We start from the raw sequence: 21,322 nt of genomic DNA, 5'->3' as shown, positions 1-21,322 counted from the left end.
GACTACTTGTTGTGATACCATGTCTTACATTAAAAGCAAAAATTATGCCTTTCAATTGTTTCGGTGAAAATTATGGCCAAAGTTAAAACCGCTTATGTCTGTAACGATTGTGGTGCCGACTTTGTACGCTGGCAAGGACAGTGTACTGAGTGTGGAGCCTGGAACACCATCAGCGAAGTGCGGATGCCCACTATCAGCAGCAAAACCAGCCGCACAACAGGCGGTTACGCCGGTGCCACTGTGGCCAAAGTGATGCGGTTGGATCAGGTGGATTTGCAGGATGTGCCGCGTTTTAGTTCAGGTTTTGCCGAGTTTGACCGTGTGCTGGGTGGCGGTATAGTGCCGGGCTCAGCCATTTTAATTGGCGGTAGCCCTGGTGCAGGTAAAAGCACCTTGTTATTGCAAATTATGTGTTATCTGGCAGCGCAGGGCCCGGCGCTTTATGTCACAGGTGAAGAATCCTTGCAGCAGGTTGCTTTACGTGCACACCGGCTGGGTTTACCCACCAACCAGCTGAATATGCTGGCGGAAACGCAGGTAGAGACCATTTGTCAGCTGGCGCAGCAGGAAAAACCACGCATTATGGTGATCGACTCTATCCAGGTGATGCAGATGATGGATATTCAGTCTGCACCTGGCAGTGTGTCGCAAGTGCGTGAAAGTGCTGCTTTTTTGACGCGTTTTGCCAAACAGCAGAATGTGGCTGTTATTATGGTGGGTCATGTCACCAAAGACGGTTCTTTAGCTGGCCCCAAAGTGCTGGAGCATTGTATTGACTGCTCTGTGATGCTGGAAGGTGATGGCGACAACAGATACCGCACCTTGCGTGGCACCAAAAACCGCTTTGGCGCCGTCAACGAGCTTGGGGTTTTTGCCATGACAGGCCAGGGCATGAAAGAAGTGAAAAACCCATCAGCCATTTTTTTAAACCGCGGCAAAGACGAAGCGGCCGGTAGTTTAGTGATGGTGCTGTGGGAGGGCACCCGGCCCTTATTGGTGGAAATTCAGGGGCTGGTAGACTATTCACCACTGAATAATCCACGCCGTGTCACAGTGGGGATGGAGCAAAACCGCTTATCGATGTTATTGGCCGTGATGCACCGCCATGCCGGTATTCAGATGTCGGATCAGGATGTGTTTGTCAACGTGGTTGGTGGCGTGAAGGTGAACGAAACCGGCGCCGACCTGGCCACTTTATTGGCGCTGGTATCCAGTTTTCGCAATAAACCACTGCCGGTTGATTTAGTGGTCTTTGGTGAAGTGGGTTTATCCGGTGAAATACGTCCTGTACCCAGTGGTCAGGAAAGGTTGCGTGAAGCGGCTAAACACGGTTTTAAACGCGCTATAGTGCCGCTTGCCAATGTGCCCAAAGATCCTATTGCCGGTATGACAGTGATTGGCGTGCAAAAATTGCCGGAAGCGCTGGAAGCTTTATAAGTTGCAGCCAGCTGATTTTTATCAGAAAAGTATTAATTATCAGCTAATGATTGCTCAAATAACAAAGGCCGCTAAGCGGCCTTTGTTATTAGTTGTCAGCAGAGGTTGCCTGCTGAGCCTGACAGCTTAGTTTGCTGCTGTCTGCTCCGGTACTTCAGCCTGAGGGAAGTTCAGCGCTAATACAGCCTTGGCATCATCACGCAATTTGGTTAAACCAAGGGCGTCATAACTTGTGACCATCAGCTGTAACGCTTCGGCCACCTGAGGTGAATCGCGATAAAATTCAACAATATATTTAGCACGGTTGGCGGCAGCTAAATGGGCACCACGACGGCTGTAATAATCTGCAACCAGCAATTCATGCCGTGCCAGTTTTTCTTTAATAAAGGTCATGCGCGCCTGAGCATCAGCAGCATATTTGCTGTTTGGATAGGTGCTGGCCAGAATCTTAAAGTCATCAAAGGCTTGTTTGGTGCTGGCCATGTCGCGATCGGCACGGTCGATACCAAAAAATTCCTGAAAGGAATTTTCATCGGCTTTCTGGTTGGTTAAACCACGCATGTAATAGACATAGTCCAGATCAGGATGATTTGGATTTAACCGGATAAAACGGTCTATACTGGCCAGGCATTGTTTAATATCACCAGACTCGTGGTAAGCGTAAATTAAATCCAGCTGAACCTGACGTGCCATAGGGCCAAATGGAAAACGACTTTCCATGGCTTTTAACAGCTCGATGGCCCTGCTGTATAAACCTGAGTCCAGAATTTCTTTAGCGTCGTTATAAGCAGCTTGCGCTGACTGGTTGGTATTGACCAATACTTCTTCTGATTTGTTGCCAGCACAGGCGGTCAGAGCGGCAGAAACACATAAAACTACAAAAAATTTAGCTTTCATTGAAAAATCCACTACTACTTCAGCCGATTGGCTGTCTAGTCGTTCATAAAATCGTTAAAATAGACGCAATACACCGATTCTAACCCAGAGTGTTCGGGTATGCACACAGGATAACTGGTTCCGACATGACAAAACAGATAAAACTTGCAGAAATTGTACCTGACCATCTTTACGGCAAACGGTTAGATCAGGTACTTGCAGAAATGTTCCCTGATTATTCACGTTCAAGAATAAAAGAATGGATTTTGGCTGGCTGGGTGCTGGTCAACGGCCGCCTTTGCGATATACCACGCGAAAAATTATTGGGTGGCGAAAACATTGAAATTAATGCAGAGCTGCCTGAAGACGAACGTTTTGAAGCAGAGCCGATAGATTTAAATATCGTTTATGAAGATGAACATATTCTGGTGATCAACAAACCGGCAGGTTTAGTGGTGCACCCGGGCGCAGGGAATCACGACGGTACTTTATTAAATGCACTGCTGCACCACTGCCCTGGCATCGCTGAAGTACCACGTGCCGGTATTATTCACCGTCTTGATAAAGACACCACGGGTTTGATGGTGGTTGCTAAAACCATTCCGGCACAAACTCATTTAGTGGAAATGATGCAAAACCGCGAAATTACCCGTGAATATGAAGCGATAGCACACGGTTGTATGACAGCGGGTGGCATGGTGGACGAGCCTATTGGCCGCCATCCAACCAAACGTACTCATATGGCGGTCACTTCAAGTGGCAGACCTGCGGTCACCCACTACCGGGTGATGGAAAAATTCCGTAACCACACCCGTCTGCGTTTGCGGCTGGAAACCGGCCGTACCCACCAGATCCGGGTGCATATGACCTACATTAACTATCCGCTGGTTGGCGACCCGGTGTATGCCGGCCGGCCGCGTCCACCGCGTAAAGCAGATGAATCTTTGCTGGCGGTATTGCGTAATTTTAAACGTCAGGCGCTGCACGCTGCCATGCTGCGGTTAGCCCATCCTATTACCGGTGAATTGCTGGAATGGCATGCGCCAATTCCACAGGATATGGTGGAACTGACATTGGCTTTACGTGAAGACACTGCTATTCACGGTATGGACAATCAATAATGTCGCTTCCTGGGTTGATTTATCCGGACTGGCCGGCGCCGGCCAATGTCAAAGCGCTTTGTACCAGCCGCTGCGGTGGTGTGTCACAAGGGGTGTTTGCCAGTCTGAATCTTGGAACCCATGTGGGTGATGAACTTGCAGCTGTCAGGCAAAACCGCTTGTTATTAACAGAGCATGCGGGTTTGCCCGTTGAGCCGGCCTGGCTGAATCAGGTGCACGGTACTGATGTGCTGGTGCTGGACGATTGGCAAGGTGGTGTAATGGATGCCGATGCTTCCGTTACTAAAGCTGCAGGTAAAGTTTGTGTGGTGATGACCGCCGATTGCCTGCCTGTGCTTTTTTGTGACAACAAAGGCCAGCAGGTGGCGGCGGCTCATGCCGGTTGGCGCGGTTTGTGTGATGGTGTGATTGAACAAACACTCAAGCTTTTTCAAAATCCGCATGATGTGATGGTATGGCTTGGGCCTGCTATTGGTCCTGCGGCTTTTGAAGTGGGCGCTGAAGTGCGTGCAGCTTTTATGGCGCACAACGCCGGGGCGAATCGCGCTTTTGTACCAACTGGCCAGGGTAAATATCTGGCTGATATTTATTTATTGGCACGCCAGCGTTTAATAGCAGCAGGTGTCACCCAGATTTATGGTGGCAATTATTGTACTGTCAGTCAGTCGCAGCAGTTTTTTTCCTACCGCCGTGACGGTCAGACCGGCCGTATGGCCAGCCTGATTTGGCTGCTTTAACACAGAGCCAAAGCGAAAAAACTGAGTTATTGTTGACCGAAGTCAAATTTTTGACGTTTGCTGCTTGAAAATGCAGCAAACGCCCTCCATCTTAAGCTCAACCAAGCTTGTTACGATGGAGTAACCTCATGCGCTTAGAACGTTTTACCAGTAAGTTTCAGGAAGCCATTGCCACTGCGCAATCTTTAGCGCTGGGCCGTGATCATCAATTTATCGAACCCGTACACCTGATGCATGCCTTGCTGAATCAGGATGGCGGTAGCGTGCGCGACTTGCTGAATAAAATTGGCACCAATCTGCACGACTTACGCTCCAAAGTTTCACAGGCTATTGAACGCCTGCCCAAAGTGGAAGGCAGTGAAGGCAATTTACAGCTGTCCAACGGCACCATCAATATTCTGAACCTGTGCGATAAACTTGCGCAAAAACGCAAAGATCAGTTTATTTCCAGTGAGTTATTTGTACTGGCAGCCTGTGAAGATAAAGGTGAACTTGGTGCTTTATTAAAGCAGCTCGCCATCAGCAAAGAAGGGGTGGAAGCAGCCATTGAGCAAATGCGTGGCGGCCAGAAAGTGGATGATGCCAATGCCGAAGACACCCGTCAGGCGTTGACTAAATACACCATAGATTTAACAGCCCGTGCTGAAGCCGGCAAACTGGACCCTGTGATTGGCCGTGATGAAGAAATCCGCCGTTGTATTCAGGTATTACAGCGCCGTACCAAAAATAATCCGGTGTTAATTGGTGAACCAGGTGTAGGTAAAACCGCTATCGTGGAAGGTTTGGCGCTTCGCATCGTCAACCGCGAAGTACCTGAAGGTTTAAAAAACAAAAGGGTGTTGTCGCTGGATTTAGGCGCTTTATTGGCCGGTGCTAAATACCGCGGTGAATTTGAAGAGCGCTTAAAAGCTGTATTGTCTGAGCTTGCGAAAGAAGAAGGCCAGGTCATTCTTTTTATTGACGAAATTCATACCATGGTAGGCGCAGGTAAAGCTGACGGCGCTATGGACGCTGGCAATATGCTTAAACCTGCACTGGCGCGTGGAGAACTGCATTGTTTGGGCGCTACCACTTTAGATGAATACCGCAAATATATTGAAAAAGACGCTGCGCTGGAGCGGCGTTTCCAGAAAGTATTGGTAGAAGAGCCATCGGTAGAAGACACCATCGCTATTTTGCGTGGTTTAAAAGAGCGTTACGAGTTGCACCATGGCGTGGATATTACCGATCCAGCCATAGTTGCGGCCGCCACTTTGTCACACCGTTATGTCAGCGACCGGCAACTTCCGGATAAAGCTATTGATTTAATTGACGAAGCTGCATCCAGCATCAGAATGCAGATGGATTCCAAACCGGAAGAACTCGACAGGCTAGAGCGGCGTATTATTCAGTTAAAACTCGAAGACAACGCCCTTGCCAAAGAAACGGACGACGCCAGTAAAAAACGCCGCGATTTTATTCTGGAGCAGATTGCCGAACTTGACAGTAAATACAACGAGTTAGACGAAGTCTGGAGCTCCGAAAAAGCCGCCTTGCAAGGCACCCAGAGTATTAAAGCCGACCTTGAACAAGCACGGCTTGATATGGAAGTGGCGCGCCGTGCCGGCGATCTGAATCGGATGTCACAGCTGAAATATGAACGTATTCCGGAACTGGAAAAACGGCTGGATTTAGCAGCTCAGGCCGAAATGCATGAAATGACCTTGTTACGTAATAAAGTGACCGAAACCGAAATTGCCGAAGTGTTATCTAAAGCAACTGGTATACCGGTCAGTAAAATGCTGGAAGGTGAACGCGATAAATTACTGAAAATGGAGTGGTCGCTGGCGCAAAGGGTCATTGGCCAGAGTGAAGCTGTTGCAGCAGTGTCCAATGCCATTCGCCGCTCGCGCGCCGGTCTTGCTGACCCAAACAAACCTATAGGCTCCTTTTTGTTTTTAGGTCCGACAGGGGTAGGTAAAACTGAACTGACCAAAGCTTTGGCACATTTTCTGTTTGACAGTGAAGATGCCATGGTACGTATTGATATGTCTGAATTTATGGAAAAACATGCGGTGTCGCGTTTAGTCGGCGCACCACCGGGATATGTCGGTTATGAAGAGGGGGGTTATTTAACAGAAGCAGTGCGCCGTCGCCCTTATTCAGTGATTTTGCTGGATGAAGTGGAAAAAGCGCATCCTGATGTATTTAACATTTTGCTGCAGGTGCTGGATGATGGCCGTTTAACCGATGGTCAGGGCCGCACTGTCGATTTTAAAAACACAGTGATCATCATGACGTCGAATCTCGGTTCTGATTTAATTCAGGAACATTACCACCAGCAAAGTTATGACCAGATGAAGGCGATGCTGATGGGCGTTCTTGGACAGCAGTTCAGGCCGGAGTTTTTAAACCGGGTGGATGAAACTGTGGTATTCCATCCGCTTGATCATGTGCAGATTAAAAATATTGCCGGTATTCAGCTCAAACGTCTGGCGCAGCGTCTGGCTGACCGGCAAATGACGCTGGAAGTGTCAGAAGCGGCTTTGGAAAAAATAGCCGCTGTTGGTTTTGATCCGGTGTTTGGCGCCCGTCCGCTGAAAAGGGCCATTCAGCAGTATGTCGAAAATACTTTGGCGCAATCGCTGCTTAAAGGCGACATTTTGCCAAACAGTGTGGTACGGGTGGACGTCAGTGACGATAAGTTTGTGGTCAGCAGCAGAGCCCTGAATTAACAGCAGGGGATTTGTAGCCGGATAGCCAGGGAGGAAGTCAGGCCGCAGTGAAAAAATGTGTCATAGCAAATCTGCTATATCAGTTAGCTGCTGTTGCACCTCCGCTTGGATAACGGAGCAACAGTAAAAACAAAGATAAAAAAAGAGCTGCAAAGCAGCTCTTTTTTTATGCCAGAATTATATGAGTTCAGCTTGAATATGGCAGTTGGGCACTGTGTGAGCTTATTGTATCCATCTGAATTTATTAATTATTGTTTGTCGCTGTCGAATCACAAAACAAATTAATTTGTTGTTGTGCCAGAGTGCGCTGCGCTTCCATTTGTGCATCTGTCAGTTGTTGTTTGCTGCCATCTTCCATATCAATAAATACCGGTAAATCCTGCTGCAAAATTTTCAGATTTTTTTGTGCTTTTTCACAGCTTTGCCGCTTCGCTTCATTCTTCGCCTGAGGTTTTGGCTGCGGTTTCATTGCCGCGGTGTTTTGTTGCGAAGGACCAATCACTATAGTTTCGTAATCAACATTTTGTGGTGGTAACTGACTTACATGCAAGGTGTTGTTTTTGTCACGCCATTGGTACATCACTTGTTCGGCTGCCAGCAGTTGGTTGCAGAACAAAGATGACAGCATCAGGAAAAAAAGTATTCTCATAAAGGCCTCTGTCGGATTGCCGCAGACTGAACTTCAAGTGTAACGAACATTCACAGAATTGCCCGTTCCCTCATGAAATTCAGTCGGCTGCCAAAGCCTTAAACAGTGCCGGTTAGCTGAAAGTTTTTGCCAGACTGGTGAGCTCTGCCGCTTTGTCGTGCAGTACATGGCTGTTCTCTGCGACCACTGCCATATTGTTGCTGTTGGTGTCCGCGATAGCGGTAATGTCCTGCACGTGACCTGCGACTCTGTGAGCTACAACATCCTGCTGCATTGTGGCTGTGGCAATTTGGGCCGAAGCTGATGCAATCTGGTCGACCATAGCGGCAATTTCATTGACCTGAGCAGCACTGAGTTGACTTTGTTCAACACAATGTTCCGCTTGCTGACGGCTTTGTACCATCACGCTGCCCCAGCTTAACAAGGTTTGCTGAATTTCACGGATAGACAGCTGAATTTGTTCAGTGGCATTGTGGGTACGGGAAGATAAAGCCCGCACTTCATCTGCCACCACAGCAAAACCTCTGCCATGTTCACCGGCACGGGCCGCTTCAATAGCTGCATTTAATGCCAGCAAATTGGTCTGATCGGCAATACCCTGAATTTCGGCCATTACTGCGCCGATACGCTGTGCTTCCACCGCCAGACTGTCAGCGGTGTTGGCTGCGCCATCCACTTCTTTAGCCAATTGTTGCACTGTGCTGGTGGTGAGTTGCATGGCCTGTTGTGCCTGCTGACAAATCTGATGGGTGCTTTGCACCTGAGTTGTGGTATGGGCGGTGCGTGACGAAATTTCGGCAACGGTTTGAGTCAGTTCCTGACTGGCCTGATCAATCAGCTGCAATTGTTGTTGCTGTTGCGAAATACCACCCTTGGTCTGATCAACAGCTTCTGCCAGAGTATCGGCAATATTACGCAGTTGCGAGGTGCTGTCACCGGTGCGGCCAAGCACAGTGGTTAATTTGGCTTGCAATATTTTCAGCTGGAAATCGGCAATACCAAAAGGGCCAAAACCACTGTAAACAAAACGGCTTACCGAATCCCCTTGTTGTTGCAGTGTTTGCAGATGTTGTGGTGTGACATGCAGTTCATCATAAAAGCAGACATGGTATATCAGCGGCAGCAGCAGGGCAGCTGCAAACCACAGTGACAACCAATAGCAGCCTGCAGTGATAACTGCAAGCGTCAGCGCCGCAGCAGTCATCCGTCTGAATGAATGATTAAAACGCCAGCCAGCCAGACGCTGACCCGCCTGAACTTTTTGATAGGTCAGTTCAGCCCGGCGAATAAGCTCGGGACTCGGGCAACGCCGTACCGACTGAAAACCAACCAGTTTGTGGTTTTCAAAAATAGGTGTCACAAAAGCATCAACCCAATAATAACGACCATCCTTGCAACGGTTTTTGACCATACCCCGCCAGGACTGATTTTTTTTCAAAGTGTCCCAGAGATCAGAAAATGCCGCTTTGGGCATATCCGGATGGCGCACAATATTGTGATTTTTACCTACTAATTCTTCCGCACTGTAACCTGCAACCTGACAGAATGCCGGATTTGCATAGGTAATGATGCCACGGGTATCCGTGGTGGAAACCAGTTCGACGTCAGGGCTAAAGGTGACGGCTTCGTTGACCAGTTGTTGATTTCTTCGGTTCATATCAGTGACTTGGACTTTAATTAGGGCGGTGATACAGTAGTTTACTACAAAGCACCGGATAAGCATTAAAGAAAATAGGGACATTCAATGGCCATTGCTGACATTATGAGTAAGAAGGTGCGGGTAACCACTGAAGATGCCACTTTGGCCAGTTTACGGACTTTGTTTGTTGACGCCAGATTTCAGCATGTGCCTGTGATTGACAGCCTGCACCGGCTGATTGGTATTGTGTCGGTTAAAGATTATTACAAGGTACTGAGTCCTATTATGGACTCAGCATCAGAGCAGACCACAGAATTGTTTTTGCAAAGCCGTAAAGTCAGGCATGTGATGACAACACCTGTCATCAGTGTTTCACAGGATTGTGCTGTGCTGACTGCCGCTAAGTTGTTGCTGGACCGTAATATCAGTTGTTTACCTGTGGTCGATGAGCAACAACGTTTAATCGGTATCGTTTCCTGGAAAGATATTTTGCGCCTTGTGGTGCAATCACAGCTAAAACGTCAGCGTCAATCGGAAGAAGAAGAGTAAAGAGTGAGGTTGTTTTCACTTTGGTGACCCTTGTTTTTTGTCGGGGCACTCCCAATCATTGGCAAACAGGATCCCAATAAGGAATGCACTTGAGTCAGTTTTTATCGGAACAAATGGCAAAGTTACAAGCTGCGCCCTGGAAAAGTACCATCAAAGGTATCCGTCGTGGTATTGAACGTGAAACTTTACGCATCAAACCAGATGGCAGGTTGTCGCAATCAGATCACCCTTATGCGCTTGGGTCTGCATTAACCCATCCACTAATCACCACTGACTTTTCAGAGTCTTTGCTGGAGTTTATTACGCCGGCGCAATCCGACATTGAAACGACCATAGCGCAACTGACCGACATCCACCGTTTTTCGATGCGCCAGCTGGGTGATGAACGTCTTGGCTCAGGCAGCATGCCTTGTTTTATTGAACATCAGGATGAAATCCGCCTCGCTTATTACGGCACTTCCAATGTAGGCCGGATGAAAACCTTGTACCGCAAGGGGCTGAAAAACCGTTATGGCAGTATGATGCAAGCCATCAGCGGCGTGCATTTTAACTTCTCATTGCCGGAAGAATTCTGGTTGGGTTATCAGCAAAGTCTTGGTAATACCGAACCGCTGCAGGACTTTATTTCAGCGCAGTATCTTGGTCTTATCCGCAATTACAAAAGATATGTCTGGTTGATTGTATATTTGTTTGGCGCTTCACCTGCTATGTGTAAATCCTTTTTACAAGGCAGACAAAGCAAATATCCATTCCAGAACCTTGGCAAAGGCAGTTTGTATTTGCCTTATGCCACCAGTTTGCGCATGAGTGATTTAGGTTATACCAATAGCGCACAATCGGCACTGAATGTCAGTTACAACAATTTGCCGGACTATATCAAAGGCTTACAACAGGCTATCAGCACGCCATCGGCGGAGTACCAGAGTATTGGTGTAAAAGTTGATGGTGAATATCAGCAGCTGAATGCCAATATTCTGCAAATAGAAAACGAATTTTATTCCACCATCAGACCTAAACGCACCACCCAAAGTGGCGAACGACCCACCTGTGCGCTGGCCAAACGCGGCGTTGAGTACATTGAAGTACGTGCTCTGGATGTAAATCCATTTACCGCCGTAGGTATTACCGCTGAACAAATGCGATTTCTGGATTTATTCCTGCTGTATTGCCTGCTTGAACAAAGCCCTTTGATGTCAGCGGACGAGCAAAATCTTGTCGACAATAACCTGCGCAAAGTGGTAACCGATGGCCGGCGTATTAATCTGGAGTTGCTGGACGGCGCGCACCCGCGTCTGATGCAAGACTGGGCGGAAGAGATTTTTGCCGCTTTAATGCCTTTAGCGCATTGTTTTGATGAAGTGCATGGTGGCGATAGTTATCAGGCTGTGCTGAAACAGTTTTATCTGGGGTTATTAGATCCGGCACAAACATTCTCCGGCAAGGTGCTGAATCAGCTGATAGCTGCGCAACAAGATAACAGTTCAGTGAGTTTGAATTTATCTGAAAGTTACCGGCAGCAATTGCTTAAGGGCGATTATCAGTTTTATTCAGAAGCGGAATTTTTGCAGATGACAAAAACCTCGTTGTCGGAGCAAAGGGCTATCGAACAAAAAGACACCATCAGCTTTGATGACTATTTAAAGCAGTATTTTATTGAAGATCCGGCGCAGCTCTGTGAGGCAGAAAAAGCTAAAAGCTAGCAGGTTGCATTGAGCCCGGCTGTAGTGAACAACAGGGTTCAGCGCCTGTATTGTTTGCTACAAAAACAAGATAAATCAGCTAAAAGCAGCAAAAGTATCTAAAACAATGGCAGGGCAGTCGCTCTGCTATTTTTTTGTCTGGTCAATTGGCATTGATGAAATGACTTTGGGATGTCAGGCGGGCAAAAAAAACGGCCACCTGAGTGACCGTAAAACTAAGGATAAGGAGAATCCAGGGATGAAAACAAAAACTTGGTTGAATCCATTCGCTAAGTTAGAAGCTTAGTCGTATTGAAAGTTCAGAAGGTTTTACTTTTTTTTCTGTTTTTTTGTTATTTTTTGACGAAATGTTTTTATGATGTTGTTTTTACAGGTTTTATACTCAGTGTTCGGCTAGTTGTCAAAGCAGCTGTCAGCAAAAAAACGCGCTAATTGGCTTCTTTAGTTGTTTTTCAAATGTGGGAAAATCCTGACCGATTTAATCATATTGTCTTGCACTTCGACAATCTCCAGCGGATAACCCAGCAGCTTCAGGCTCAGGTTGGCTTGCGGAATTTCTTCCAGATATTCAAGCACCAGACCATTCAGCGTTTTGGGGCCATCTGTTGGTAAATTCAGCTGCATTTCCCGGTTCAGATCCCGTAGGTTAATACTGCCGTCTACCAAAAATGAACCGTCCGGTTGTGGCTGAATTTCTTCACTGTTTTGCTCGGCAATATGGGTGGTGAATTCACCTACGACTTCTTCCAGAATATCTTCCAGTGTCACCAGACCCTGAATATCGCCATATTCGTCGACCACCAGACCAATACGTTCTTTTGAATTTTGGAATTTCACCAGTTGGGTATTGAGTGGGGTGCCTTCGGGAATAAAATAAATGTCGTTGACTGAGCGCAGCAGAGTGGCTTTAGTGAGCTGGTCTTTAAGGACCAAACGCATTACATCTCTGGTGTGTAAAAAGCCAAGTGCATCGTCAATACTGTCACGGTATAACAAAATGCGGCTGTGCTGCGTATTGGCCAACTGTCGCACTATGTCTTTCCATTCGTCATTAATATCAATGCCTGCCAGCTCATTACGCGGGATCATAATGTCTTCAACTGTGGCATTTTCCAGATCAAGTACACCCACCAGCATATTCTGATGTTGCTCCGGCAATAAAGCGCCGGCTTCATGAACTACGGTACGCAGCTCTTCACTGCTTAAACTATGGCCATGATGATGTTCGGCGCTGACACCAAAAATTTTCAGAAAGTTGTTACAAATCCAATTCAGCAGCCAGACCAAAGGATACAGCACTTTCATCAGTGGAATTAAAATCAGCGAACTTGGAAAAGCAATACGCTCCGGATGCAGCGCAGCAAGAGTTTTGGGCGTGACTTCACCAAAAATCAGGATGATCAGTGTTAAAAACACTGTGGCTATGGCGATGCCTACATCACCATAAAGCCGCATGCCGATAATGGTGGCTATGGCAGAAGCGGCTATATTCACCAGGTTGTTGCCAACCAGAATTAAACCAATCAAGCGGTCGCGTCTTGCTAAAAGTGCAGCAGTGCGTTGAGCGCCGGCGTGATTTTCATTGGCAAGATGTTTAAGCCGGTAAGGATTTACCGACATCATGCCTGTTTCAGTCGCAGAAAAATATGCAGAACAAAAAACCAGAACACCAAGAATAATAAACAAGGTGCTGGTTGATATGTCGTCCAAGAGAAATAACCTATATAGCCGCTAAGGCCTATTTAATAAGCCAAAGCGGTTTGTGAGTCAAGGATTACAAGCGCTCGAGCAGGATTTCCCGCACAAAACGGCTGCCAAAATAAGCCAAAGTTAATAACAAACTGGCACTGATGGTTAAGCCATTGGCAACACGGCCCCGCCAACCAAGCCTGGCATGACCCAACAACAACAGTGAAAACAACACAAAAGCGATAAGGCTTAACAGATTTTTGTGGATGTTATGTTTGCCAAACCAGTCTTCGGTGAAAATAGCGCCGCTGAATAAGGTTAAACCCAGCAGCACAGTGCCAGCCAGTACCAGCCGGAACAACAATTGTTCGGCCTGCATCAGAGGTGGAAATACAGAGCCTGTTTGCAGCGGTGTTTTTTGTTTTAAGCGCTGACTTATATAACTGACCTGCAATGAATACAAAGTAGCCATGATCAATATCACATAAGCAATAAATGCCACTATTACATGTAATAACAACCAGGGACTTTGTTCAAAATGTTGTACCTGAGCGCCAGCAGGCAACAGCGCAACGGCCAGTTGCATCAAAGCGGCAAAACCAAAAACAATAGGCAATAACAAAGCAATAGGCGTGCGCAGCGCTGCAATTGTAAAAGATAAAGTAATAAGCCAGCACACCAGAGAACTGACATTCAGCAAACTGAAATTCTGGCCATCGCTGCCAAACATCGCCTGACTTAACCCCAACATATGCAGTACTATGCCGGCAGTGGCGGCGGAAAATACCAGCTTCAGATTTGGACCTTGTGGGTGATACAAACGTCTGGCAACAGCTGCGGTTGCAGTGAGATAACACAAAAAAGCCAGCAGAGGTAACAACGCGAGCGACATGCGAATAATTCCAGTTTAAAGCGCAAAAACCTATTGTATTGCAAGCTTTGCAAGAATGACAGAGCCGACGGCTGACGGCGCGTGCTTACTCGGTTATAATCACCGCCATTTTGACATTCGTGGTAAAAAAACATGTTTGAAAACCTGTCCGATCGTTTAACCCGCACCCTGAAAAATATCAGTGGCCGGGGCCGTCTGACTGAAGACAATATCAAAGAAACACTGCGTGAAGTGCGCATGGCGCTGCTGGAAGCCGACGTGGCGCTGCCGGTGGTGCGTGATTTTGTTAATCAGGTGAAAGAACGTTCGGTTGGCCTTGAGGTCAGCAAAAGTTTAACACCGGGTCAGGAATTTTTAAAAATTGTGCGCAAGGCTTTGGAAGAGGCCATGGGCGATGCCAATGAAGAACTGGCGCTAAACAGTCAGCCGCCTGCAGTGGTGCTGATGGCCGGTTTACAAGGTGCAGGTAAAACCACCTCTGTTGGTAAACTGGCTAAGTTTTTAAAAGAACGCAAAAAGAAAAAAGTGATGGTGGTGTCCGCTGACGTGTATCGTCCCGCCGCTATTAAACAGCTTGAGACACTGGCCAAAGATGTCGGTGTTGAATTTTTTCCAAGTGATATCAGCCAGAAACCGGTTGCTATTGTGACTGCGGCCATTGCTCAGGCCAAACTGGGTTTTTACGACGTTTTATTGGTAGATACCGCAGGCCGTTTACACGTTGATGGCGAAATGATGGATGAAATCAAAGCATTACATGCGGCGATTAATCCAATAGAAACCCTGTTTGTGGTGGATGCCATGACAGGTCAGGACGCTGCCAATACCGCCAAAGCTTTTAATGAAGCGCTGCCGCTGACCGGCGTTATTTTAACCAAAGCCGACGGTGACGCCCGGGGTGGTGCAGCTTTATCTATCCGTCACATTACCGGTAAACCTATTAAGTTTATTGGTATGGGCGAAAAAACCGATGCCTTAGAGCCATTCCATCCGGACCGTATTGCTTCACGTATTCTGGGTATGGGTGATGTACTTAGCCTGATTGAAGAGCTGGAGCAAAAAGTTGACCGTGAACAAGCGGCCAAAGTTGCAGCTAAGGTCATGAAAGGTCAGGGTTTTAGTCTGGAAGATTTTCGCGACCAGTTGGTGCAGATGCGCAATATGGGCGGCATGATGTCGATGTTGGACAAACTGCCTGGCATGAAAAATCTGCCGGCTGGCGCCAAAGATCAGATGAACAACAAACAGTTTGGCAAAATGGAAGCCATCATTAATTCAATGACACCAAAAGAGCGCCAATTCCCTGATTTAATTAAAGGTTCGCGTAAAAAACGCATAGCGTCAGGTTCAGGCACTCAGGTGCAGGACGTCAATCAGCTGCTGAAACAGTTTACTCAGATGCAAAAAATGATGAAACAAATGAGTGGCAAAGGCGGCTTAATGAAAATGATGCGTGGCATGGGCGGCAAGTTACCACCAGGTATGCTGCCACCTCGTTAACATCTTGATAAAATACAAAAACCGGCTGCAAAAAGCCGGGTTTTTTTGCTCCAAATATGCTGTTTTGTCGGCAATGTCTCACAACAATTGCCGTATCTGCCGCTGGGCTTGGTCGGTCCTGCGGCGTATGCTCGCCGGGTGCACTCTTAAGGATGAGGTGAACTATGGCAACTCCACTGGCCTGGCTGAGCGAAATCGGCCGTCGTATCGACCCACTCACCGACATTATCGGTATTTGTCAGCAAGTCAGCAGTCTGATAGTGCAGGCGCTGCATTTACCCGACAACGTTATTTATCTGCATAATCCACAGCAGCGTTTACAGCAGGTGGCTGCCGCCGGCGCCAAATTTTGTCAAGCTTCGGGGGTGCTTGAACCGCTGCAACTGGAAATAGGCCAGGGCGTGGTAGGTACCGCAGCTTTGTGTCAAAGCAGTTTATGTATCGCTGATACCGGCAGTTTTCAACATTATGTGGTCGATGACGCACCAAGGTTGTCTGAATTGTCAGTGCCGTTAACTTATCAGGGAGAGCTTTTGGGGGTGATTGATGCTGAACATCCACAAGCTGGTTTTTTTACCCTGGAACATCAGTATTTTGTTGAAGCCGTTGCCGCCATATTGGCGCCAAGGCTGGCAGATTTAGCCGCCCGAGCCAAAATGCAACAACGTTTTATTGCCGGGATCAAAAGCAATAAAACCCGCACGAACAACGCCAGCTGGTGTGAGCAAAGCGACTTTATGCAGCTGGTGCAGCAGGTGTTAAAACACTTTTATCAGCCGGCAAACTGGGATTTATCTTTATTAAAAAGCAGTGCCTTTTTCAGTAAAAATCTGGGATTGGAAAAAGCAGGGGATGCATCCTCCCCAAGACAAAGTCCTGCTTTACAACAGCAAATAGCTTTGGTACTGCAAGACATGCAACAAACCAAAGCCACTGAACTTTGGGCCCGCATTATTTCTGACCGTTATATTCAGCAGCGTCATGGTCAAATTCAGCTTGCTGATCAATATCATATGGGATTCAGCACATTCCGGCGTCATCAGGCGCAAGCCGTTGCTTATTTTGGCCAGCAATTGTGGCAACTGGAGTTACAAGCCAGGGCTTTTTAAGCGAAACAGCTGCAAAACAGATAACAGCATAAGAGCAAAGGCGACAAATCAAGCTGCTCTGAAGCAGAAGCCAGTCAGAAGACTGGCTTTCTTTTTTCAGGTAACGAAGACATAAAATTCTGTTTATCAAAGATTCCCAACCAGATTATATGGGCTCGGCTTTTCAGTCACTCCCTGCAGTCATCCAAACACAGAGCAAAGCATTGGCCCAGCCATCCATCAATGTGATTACGGCTGTTTTGTTTTTCTGTTTTTTTTAATTGAGCAGTTAATGAGCACTTTCTGAGCAGTCTTGTCCGGCCACAATTTATATGATGATTGCGAGTTGTGAACATCAACCAATGCTACAAGGAGGCAAGCATGAAACTACTCACTCTGGCACTGACCTTAACTGCCATCAGCACGCAACTGCAAGCGGCAACTTATGATCTGCCATTTAAAGGACAAAACTTCGGCGACCACGAAAAAGTACATACCTTTGACCATGCGCAGAACACCTCGCAAAAACATGGTTTTGATATGGGCGCACGGCGTTATGATTTTGACAATAGCCGCTGGACTTCGGTGAATACCACTGTGGCCGATTACAACGCCGCACCAACCAACGACAAATTTACTATTTATAACAAATCCATTTATGCCATGCGTGCCGGTAAAGTGGTGGGCTGCTGGCGTAACGCACCACAAAATCCAAGGCCAAAACTGTCCGGTGACTCAGAAACCACTAAACCATGGCTGCACAGCAACCTGAAAAATGGCCTGATGCCAGGTGGTGGCAATATGTTGTGGATTGAACACGACGACGGCACCCGCATGCTGTATGCCCATATGATCCCGGGCACTATCAGCTCTGCCTTATGCCCACATGACGATGTGGCTTATCCGGCGCCTATCGGCAATAACAGCGAGATGTTGTACGTCGGCGTGCCGGCAGCTCAGCAAGCTGTGATCAGCAAAGGCCAATATCTGGGCCGGGTGGGTAACAGTGGTAATTCAACAGGGCCACATTTACATGTGCATTTGCAGGACAGCAGCGGTGTAGGGCAGCTGATTACCTTTAACCGTGGTATGGCCGCTGCGCCGGATGACAGTAAACCTTATCCAAGCTGGAGCCGTTTTGCCGGTAGCACTATTCCTGGCGGTTCACAGCTGATTTGGGCTCCCCGCACTGTTGGCAGTCAGTATGTGCGTCACGGTATGGCCGCTGTTGCCATGCAAGGCTGGTTCAGCCATTTAGCCGACTCAGGTTTTAAACCCGCCTGGTTTGACGGTTACAACATGGATGGCGACACCTTTTACAATATGGTGTGGAAACCTGCCAATCTGGCCTGGCGTGGTTATTTTGGTCAGTCCGGCGCTTCGTATCAGACGGTATTTAATGATGCTATGGAAGATGGTTATGTGCCTGTGCAGGTTGACTCCCATCAAACCGGCAGTGGCACCCGTTACAGCGTGATTTTTGAGAAAAAAGCCATGGCATTCCTGGCAAGGCACGGCCTGACTTATCAACAGCATCTGGATGTGATGGAACAGGCTAAAGATTTAAATATGCGCCCTGTGAATATTTCTGTGGTGTCCTCTGGTGGTGAGCGTCGTTACACCACTTTATATAATCAGCAGAACGTCGGTGGCTGGACTGTCAGTTCACAACTCAGTGCCGCGGCTTATCAGGCTAAAGTCACCAGCGAATGGGATGCAGGGCGCCGGCCTATTTACCTGAATGCTTATATGCACGGCGGTAACGTCAATTACACCGCAGTCTTTGCCCAGGCGCCGGTTAATAGCTGGGTGGCCCGTCACGGCCAGACTTCAGCACAGTTCCAGACCTCTTTTAACGACTTTAGTGGTCAGGGTTATCTGACAGATGTAGTGGCCGGTATTGATGGTGAAGATGTACATCGTTTTGCCGGACTCTGGAGTAAAAACTAACAGCAGTATGATTCAGGCGAAGTGTAAACTTCGCCTGATTTTTTAACTGGCGTCCAAACCTTTATGTTTTAGAGTGCTCAAGGAAGAGAAGATGAAAAACACAGTACTTATCACTACTTTGTTGTTAACTTTTGCCAGCGGATATCTGGTTGCTGTTCAGCTCACTGCGTCATCTCCTGTTGTATTGGAAGTGGCGGCGGGCAATCAAGCCGCCGCTTGTGTCACAGAAGTCGTGTCAAAGACCAGCACAAATATAACCATGCCTGTATCTGAGCAAAATGACTCGCAACCAACAAAGCGCAACACTCAGTCCCCGGCCTTGCCGGCTCATGATGCTCAGCCAGTCAACACCGCCGGGTTGTCTTTGCAGTCATACAGCAGCCTGGTTGCTAACCGCTTGCCAGAGGCTAAAGAGTTAATTATTCAGGTAGAAGATGCTGAGTTTCATCAACTTTTGCAAAATCATCAGCAACAACATAGTGGTGATCTGACGACACTGGAATATCAACAACAACTGGCCGATTTTTTTGCCGAACAAAGCGGACTCAGTGTCATGACACTCGATTGCCGGGAAGACTTATGTTTGCTTGAGCTCGAGATTCAGCATCTGGCAAGCTGGCCCGCGGTTTTTGCTGAATTAAGCAGCCAAAGCTGGTGGCAATCGGTCAGCTATCAAAATGCTACTGATACTTCGCCGATGCGGCGGCTGGTGTTGCAACAAAGCAGCACTACTGATTTTAATCAGACAGCAATGGCACCTGATGACGGCGCCATGCAATAAAAATTTGCTGAATTCAATTGCACTTGCCTAAAACGGCTTTGCTGAATTTAAATAATGTCTGATAAGCCCCCGACGGAGGGGCTTTTTGCTGTTGCTTCTGCAGTGGCAGTTGCAACAACGCAAATGGCATTCACCCGCATAAGGAAATAACAGTGATACCTTTAAGTACACAACAGGTGATTAGTGGCAGCGATTTTTATATTGAACCGGATATTTTTTATTATGTCGCAGCACTTGATGTCAAAACCCCCGAGCTGCACCGGCTGATTTGCCGTGATGATAAAGAAATTACAGTGGTCACCACTGAAGCAGGTTTAACCGACTTAACCATTCAAAGTCAGAATCAGGAGCAATGGCGGCTGCTGGTAATTAATTGCGCCAATCCGTTTTATTGTGTTGGTTTTTTGCAGAGCATCAGCAGCGCCATGACTGCTGCCGGCCTTGATATTTTGCTTATATCCACTTTCAGCCGCGATTATGTGTTTGTCGCGCAGCACCACCTGGCGCAGGCCGTGGTCATTTTGCAAAACATCGGATTTGTAAAGCAAGAGCGCCAGAACCAGAGCTTCAGTCTTGCGGGGAAATAGCGTCAAAGCCGTGAAATACCTTGCATTCATGCTAAAAATCCGTACAATTCGGCGTCCCTGTGGTTTGACTACAGGGATTTTTATTTCAATAAAACCTGAACGATTGATTTAGAGGACGGTATGGTAACTATTCGTTTACAACGTGGTGGCGCGAAAAAGCGTCCATTTTACCAAGTTGTGGTCGCAGACAGCCGTTTTGCTCGTGATGGCCGCTTTATTGAGCGCGTGGGTTTCTTTAACCCAATCGCCAGCGGTACTGAAGAGAAAGCGCGTATCGACCTGGACCGCGTAGACCACTGGGTAGCACAAGGTGCTTCTTTAAGTGATCGCGTGGCTTCACTGGTAAAAGCAGCTAAAAAAGCTTCTGCTTAATTAGCAAACTGGTTGGAGTTTAAACCTTGAACGGTAAAGATTTAGTTGTCTTAGGTAAGTTTGGTGCTGTTTACGGCATCAACGGGTGGCTAAAAGTAAACTCCTACACAGATATCCCGGAAGGGATTTTTGATTACACACCCTGGCAAATTCAATTACAGGGTAACTGGCGACCAGTGCAGATCAGCAGTTGGAAGCGTCACAGTAATGGCTTAATTGCCAAAATTGATGGTGTGAATGACCGTGATCAGGCGCAACTCTATGTCAACGCTGACATTGCAGTGGCGCCCGCTGTTTTACCAAAACTCGAAGACGGTGATTATTACTGGAAAGACCTGATGGGGATGAAAGTAATAACCGAAGCCGGCTACGACTTAGGTGAAGTAGTGGACATGATGGAAACAGGCTCAAACGACGTTATCGTGGTGAAAGCTAACCGGAATGATGCATTTGGTCAGAAGGAGCGTTTATTGCCGTTTTTAACTGACTCTGTCATTAAAGCGGTGGATACAACGCAAAGTCGAATCATTGTCGACTGGGATCCTGAATTTTAATGGCCGAACAGCCAAAGTTGTGGTTTGGGGTTATTACCTTATTTCCGCAGATGTTCGATGCTGTGACAAAGTTCGGTGTGACCAGCCGGGCAGTCAAAAACGGGTTGATCGACGTACAGTGCTGGAATCCAAGGGATTTTACCTCGGATAAACATAACACTGTTGACGACAGACCTTTTGGCGGCGGCCCTGGTATGTTGATGATGGTGCAGCCTTTAACCGACGCTATTCGCGCCGCTAAAGCTGCTGCTGGTGGAGATGTCAGAACGATTTACCTTTCGCCGCAAGGCCGGAAGCTGGATCAGGAAGGCGTCGCCAAACTTGCGACTTATTCGAAGCTGCTTTTGGTAGCTGGCCGTTACGAAGGTATTGATGAACGCGTAATAGAGTCGGAAATTGACGAAGAATGGTCAATCGGCGATTACGTGCTGAGTGGGGGCGAATTGCCTGCGATGACGCTGATTGATGCGGTATCGCGACTGGTACC

General features: G+C 47.5%; 19 protein-coding genes. 14 read left to right on the top strand and 5 right to left on the bottom strand.

From position 1 onward, the window contains the following. The first annotated feature begins 72 nt into the window (after window positions 1-72). Complete coding sequence (radA, locus tag RCH83_RS08000; protein WP_306520774.1) at window positions 73-1,437, top strand: DNA repair protein RadA; 1,365 nt, start codon at window positions 73-75, stop codon at window positions 1,435-1,437. A 126-nt stretch (window positions 1,438-1,563) separates the two neighbouring features. Here the strand turns inward: radA and RCH83_RS07995 are convergent, their stop codons facing one another. Then, entirely contained in the window at window positions 1,564-2,334 is a 771-nt protein-coding gene (locus tag RCH83_RS07995; protein WP_306520772.1) for an outer membrane protein assembly factor BamD, read from the bottom strand. A gap of 125 nt (window positions 2,335-2,459) precedes the next feature. On the opposite strand from RCH83_RS07995, the gene rluD reads away from it, so the two are divergent. The 3 genes from rluD (at window position 2,460) to clpB (ending at window position 6,885) form a co-directional block, all read left to right on the top strand. Then, window positions 2,460-3,434 (top strand): 23S rRNA pseudouridine(1911/1915/1917) synthase RluD, encoded by a 975-nt coding sequence (rluD, locus tag RCH83_RS07990; RefSeq protein ID WP_306520770.1) that lies wholly within the window; start codon window positions 2,460-2,462, stop codon window positions 3,432-3,434. Continuing rightward, a complete protein-coding gene (gene yfiH / locus RCH83_RS07985; protein WP_306520768.1) occupies window positions 3,434-4,171 on the top strand; it encodes a purine nucleoside phosphorylase YfiH in 738 nt (245 codons plus the stop codon). Before rluD ends, yfiH begins: the two co-directional genes overlap by 1 nt. Window positions 4,172-4,299: 128 nt before the next feature. Then, window positions 4,300-6,885 (top strand): ATP-dependent chaperone ClpB, encoded by a 2,586-nt coding sequence (gene clpB, locus RCH83_RS07980; RefSeq protein WP_306520766.1) that lies wholly within the window; start codon window positions 4,300-4,302, stop codon window positions 6,883-6,885. Between the two features lie 244 nt (window positions 6,886-7,129). Here clpB and RCH83_RS07975 read toward each other — a convergent pair whose 3' ends face one another. Together RCH83_RS07975 and RCH83_RS07970 are read right to left on the bottom strand one after the other, a co-directional pair. After that, the gene (locus tag RCH83_RS07975) at window positions 7,130-7,534 is read right to left on the bottom strand and encodes a DUF4124 domain-containing protein (RefSeq protein ID WP_306520764.1); all 405 of its coding nucleotides are present in this window, start codon (window positions 7,532-7,534) and stop codon (window positions 7,130-7,132) included. Between the two features lie 112 nt (window positions 7,535-7,646). Then, on the bottom strand, window positions 7,647-9,191 hold the full coding sequence (locus RCH83_RS07970) for a PAS domain-containing methyl-accepting chemotaxis protein (protein ID WP_306520762.1): 1,545 nt from the start codon (window positions 9,189-9,191) through the stop codon (window positions 7,647-7,649). Between the two features lie 87 nt (window positions 9,192-9,278). On the opposite strand from RCH83_RS07970, the gene RCH83_RS07965 reads away from it, so the two are divergent. Next, a complete protein-coding gene (locus RCH83_RS07965; protein WP_306520760.1) occupies window positions 9,279-9,722 on the top strand; it encodes a CBS domain-containing protein in 444 nt (147 codons plus the stop codon). 89 nt (window positions 9,723-9,811) lie between these two features. After that, window positions 9,812-11,422 carry a glutamate--cysteine ligase gene (gene gshA, locus RCH83_RS07960; RefSeq protein WP_306520758.1) on the top strand — a complete coding sequence of 537 codons (1,611 nt, stop codon included), beginning with the start codon at window positions 9,812-9,814 and terminating at the stop codon, window positions 11,420-11,422. Window positions 11,423-11,863: 441 nt separating this feature from the next. Here the strand turns inward: gshA and RCH83_RS07955 are convergent, their stop codons facing one another. Together RCH83_RS07955 and RCH83_RS07950 are read right to left on the bottom strand one after the other, a co-directional pair. After that, the gene (locus RCH83_RS07955; RefSeq protein ID WP_306520756.1) at window positions 11,864-13,132 is read right to left on the bottom strand and encodes an HlyC/CorC family transporter; all 1,269 of its coding nucleotides are present in this window, start codon (window positions 13,130-13,132) and stop codon (window positions 11,864-11,866) included. A 64-nt stretch (window positions 13,133-13,196) separates the two neighbouring features. Then, entirely contained in the window at window positions 13,197-14,003 is an 807-nt protein-coding gene (locus tag RCH83_RS07950; protein WP_306520754.1) for an inner membrane protein YpjD, read from the bottom strand. 132 nt (window positions 14,004-14,135) lie between these two features. Between RCH83_RS07950 and ffh the strand changes: the two genes are divergently transcribed. The 8 genes from ffh to trmD all read left to right on the top strand — a co-directional run. Beyond that, window positions 14,136-15,503 (top strand): signal recognition particle protein, encoded by a 1,368-nt coding sequence (ffh, locus tag RCH83_RS07945; RefSeq protein ID WP_306520752.1) that lies wholly within the window; start codon window positions 14,136-14,138, stop codon window positions 15,501-15,503. Between the two features lie 164 nt (window positions 15,504-15,667). Beyond that, on the top strand, window positions 15,668-16,612 hold the full coding sequence (locus RCH83_RS07940) for a GAF domain-containing protein (protein WP_306520750.1): 945 nt from the start codon (window positions 15,668-15,670) through the stop codon (window positions 16,610-16,612). Window positions 16,613-16,972: 360 nt separating this feature from the next. Then, window positions 16,973-18,541, top strand: a complete 1,569-nt coding sequence (locus RCH83_RS07935) for a hypothetical protein (RefSeq protein WP_306520748.1) — start codon at window positions 16,973-16,975, stop codon at window positions 18,539-18,541. 91 nt (window positions 18,542-18,632) lie between these two features. Further along, on the top strand, window positions 18,633-19,322 hold the full coding sequence (locus tag RCH83_RS07930; RefSeq protein WP_306520746.1) for a hypothetical protein: 690 nt from the start codon (window positions 18,633-18,635) through the stop codon (window positions 19,320-19,322). 152 nt (window positions 19,323-19,474) lie between these two features. Beyond that, window positions 19,475-19,909, top strand: a complete 435-nt coding sequence (locus RCH83_RS07925) for an ACT domain-containing protein (protein ID WP_306520744.1) — start codon at window positions 19,475-19,477, stop codon at window positions 19,907-19,909. A 120-nt stretch (window positions 19,910-20,029) separates the two neighbouring features. Then, on the top strand, window positions 20,030-20,281 hold the full coding sequence (rpsP, locus tag RCH83_RS07920) for a 30S ribosomal protein S16 (protein WP_306520742.1): 252 nt from the start codon (window positions 20,030-20,032) through the stop codon (window positions 20,279-20,281). A gap of 26 nt (window positions 20,282-20,307) precedes the next feature. Further along, window positions 20,308-20,835, top strand: coding sequence for a ribosome maturation factor RimM (gene rimM / locus RCH83_RS07915; RefSeq protein ID WP_306520740.1), 528 nt, complete (start codon window positions 20,308-20,310; stop codon window positions 20,833-20,835). Window positions 20,836-20,852: 17 nt separating this feature from the next. Beyond that, window positions 20,853-21,322, top strand: a 470-nt coding sequence (trmD, locus tag RCH83_RS07910) for a tRNA (guanosine(37)-N1)-methyltransferase TrmD (protein WP_306520794.1), incomplete at its 3' end; no start/stop codon positions are given.

It is taken from the genome of Rheinheimera sp. (assembly GCF_030824435.1).
Taxonomy (GTDB): domain Bacteria; phylum Pseudomonadota; class Gammaproteobacteria; order Enterobacterales; family Alteromonadaceae; genus Pararheinheimera.
Note: the sequence above shows the minus strand (reverse complement) of the source record. Positions and strands in the feature narration are given on the sequence as shown.

Coding starts and splice junctions, on each gene's coding strand:
- radA (WP_306520774.1), top strand. CDS start 73: ATGGCCAAAGTTAAAACCGCTTATGTCTGTAACGATTGTGGTGCCGAC.
- RCH83_RS07995 (WP_306520772.1), bottom strand. CDS start 2,334: ATGAAAGCTAAATTTTTTGTAGTTTTATGTGTTTCTGCCGCTCTGACC.
- rluD (WP_306520770.1), top strand. CDS start 2,460: ATGACAAAACAGATAAAACTTGCAGAAATTGTACCTGACCATCTTTAC.
- yfiH (WP_306520768.1), top strand. CDS start 3,434: ATGTCGCTTCCTGGGTTGATTTATCCGGACTGGCCGGCGCCGGCCAAT.
- clpB (WP_306520766.1), top strand. CDS start 4,300: ATGCGCTTAGAACGTTTTACCAGTAAGTTTCAGGAAGCCATTGCCACT.
- RCH83_RS07975 (WP_306520764.1), bottom strand. CDS start 7,534: ATGAGAATACTTTTTTTCCTGATGCTGTCATCTTTGTTCTGCAACCAA.
- RCH83_RS07970 (WP_306520762.1), bottom strand. CDS start 9,191: ATGAACCGAAGAAATCAACAACTGGTCAACGAAGCCGTCACCTTTAGC.
- RCH83_RS07965 (WP_306520760.1), top strand. CDS start 9,279: ATGGCCATTGCTGACATTATGAGTAAGAAGGTGCGGGTAACCACTGAA.
- RCH83_RS07950 (WP_306520754.1), bottom strand. CDS start 14,003: ATGTCGCTCGCGTTGTTACCTCTGCTGGCTTTTTTGTGTTATCTCACT.
- ffh (WP_306520752.1), top strand. CDS start 14,136: ATGTTTGAAAACCTGTCCGATCGTTTAACCCGCACCCTGAAAAATATC.
- RCH83_RS07940 (WP_306520750.1), top strand. CDS start 15,668: ATGGCAACTCCACTGGCCTGGCTGAGCGAAATCGGCCGTCGTATCGAC.
- RCH83_RS07935 (WP_306520748.1), top strand. CDS start 16,973: ATGAAACTACTCACTCTGGCACTGACCTTAACTGCCATCAGCACGCAA.
- RCH83_RS07930 (WP_306520746.1), top strand. CDS start 18,633: ATGAAAAACACAGTACTTATCACTACTTTGTTGTTAACTTTTGCCAGC.
- rpsP (WP_306520742.1), top strand. CDS start 20,030: ATGGTAACTATTCGTTTACAACGTGGTGGCGCGAAAAAGCGTCCATTT.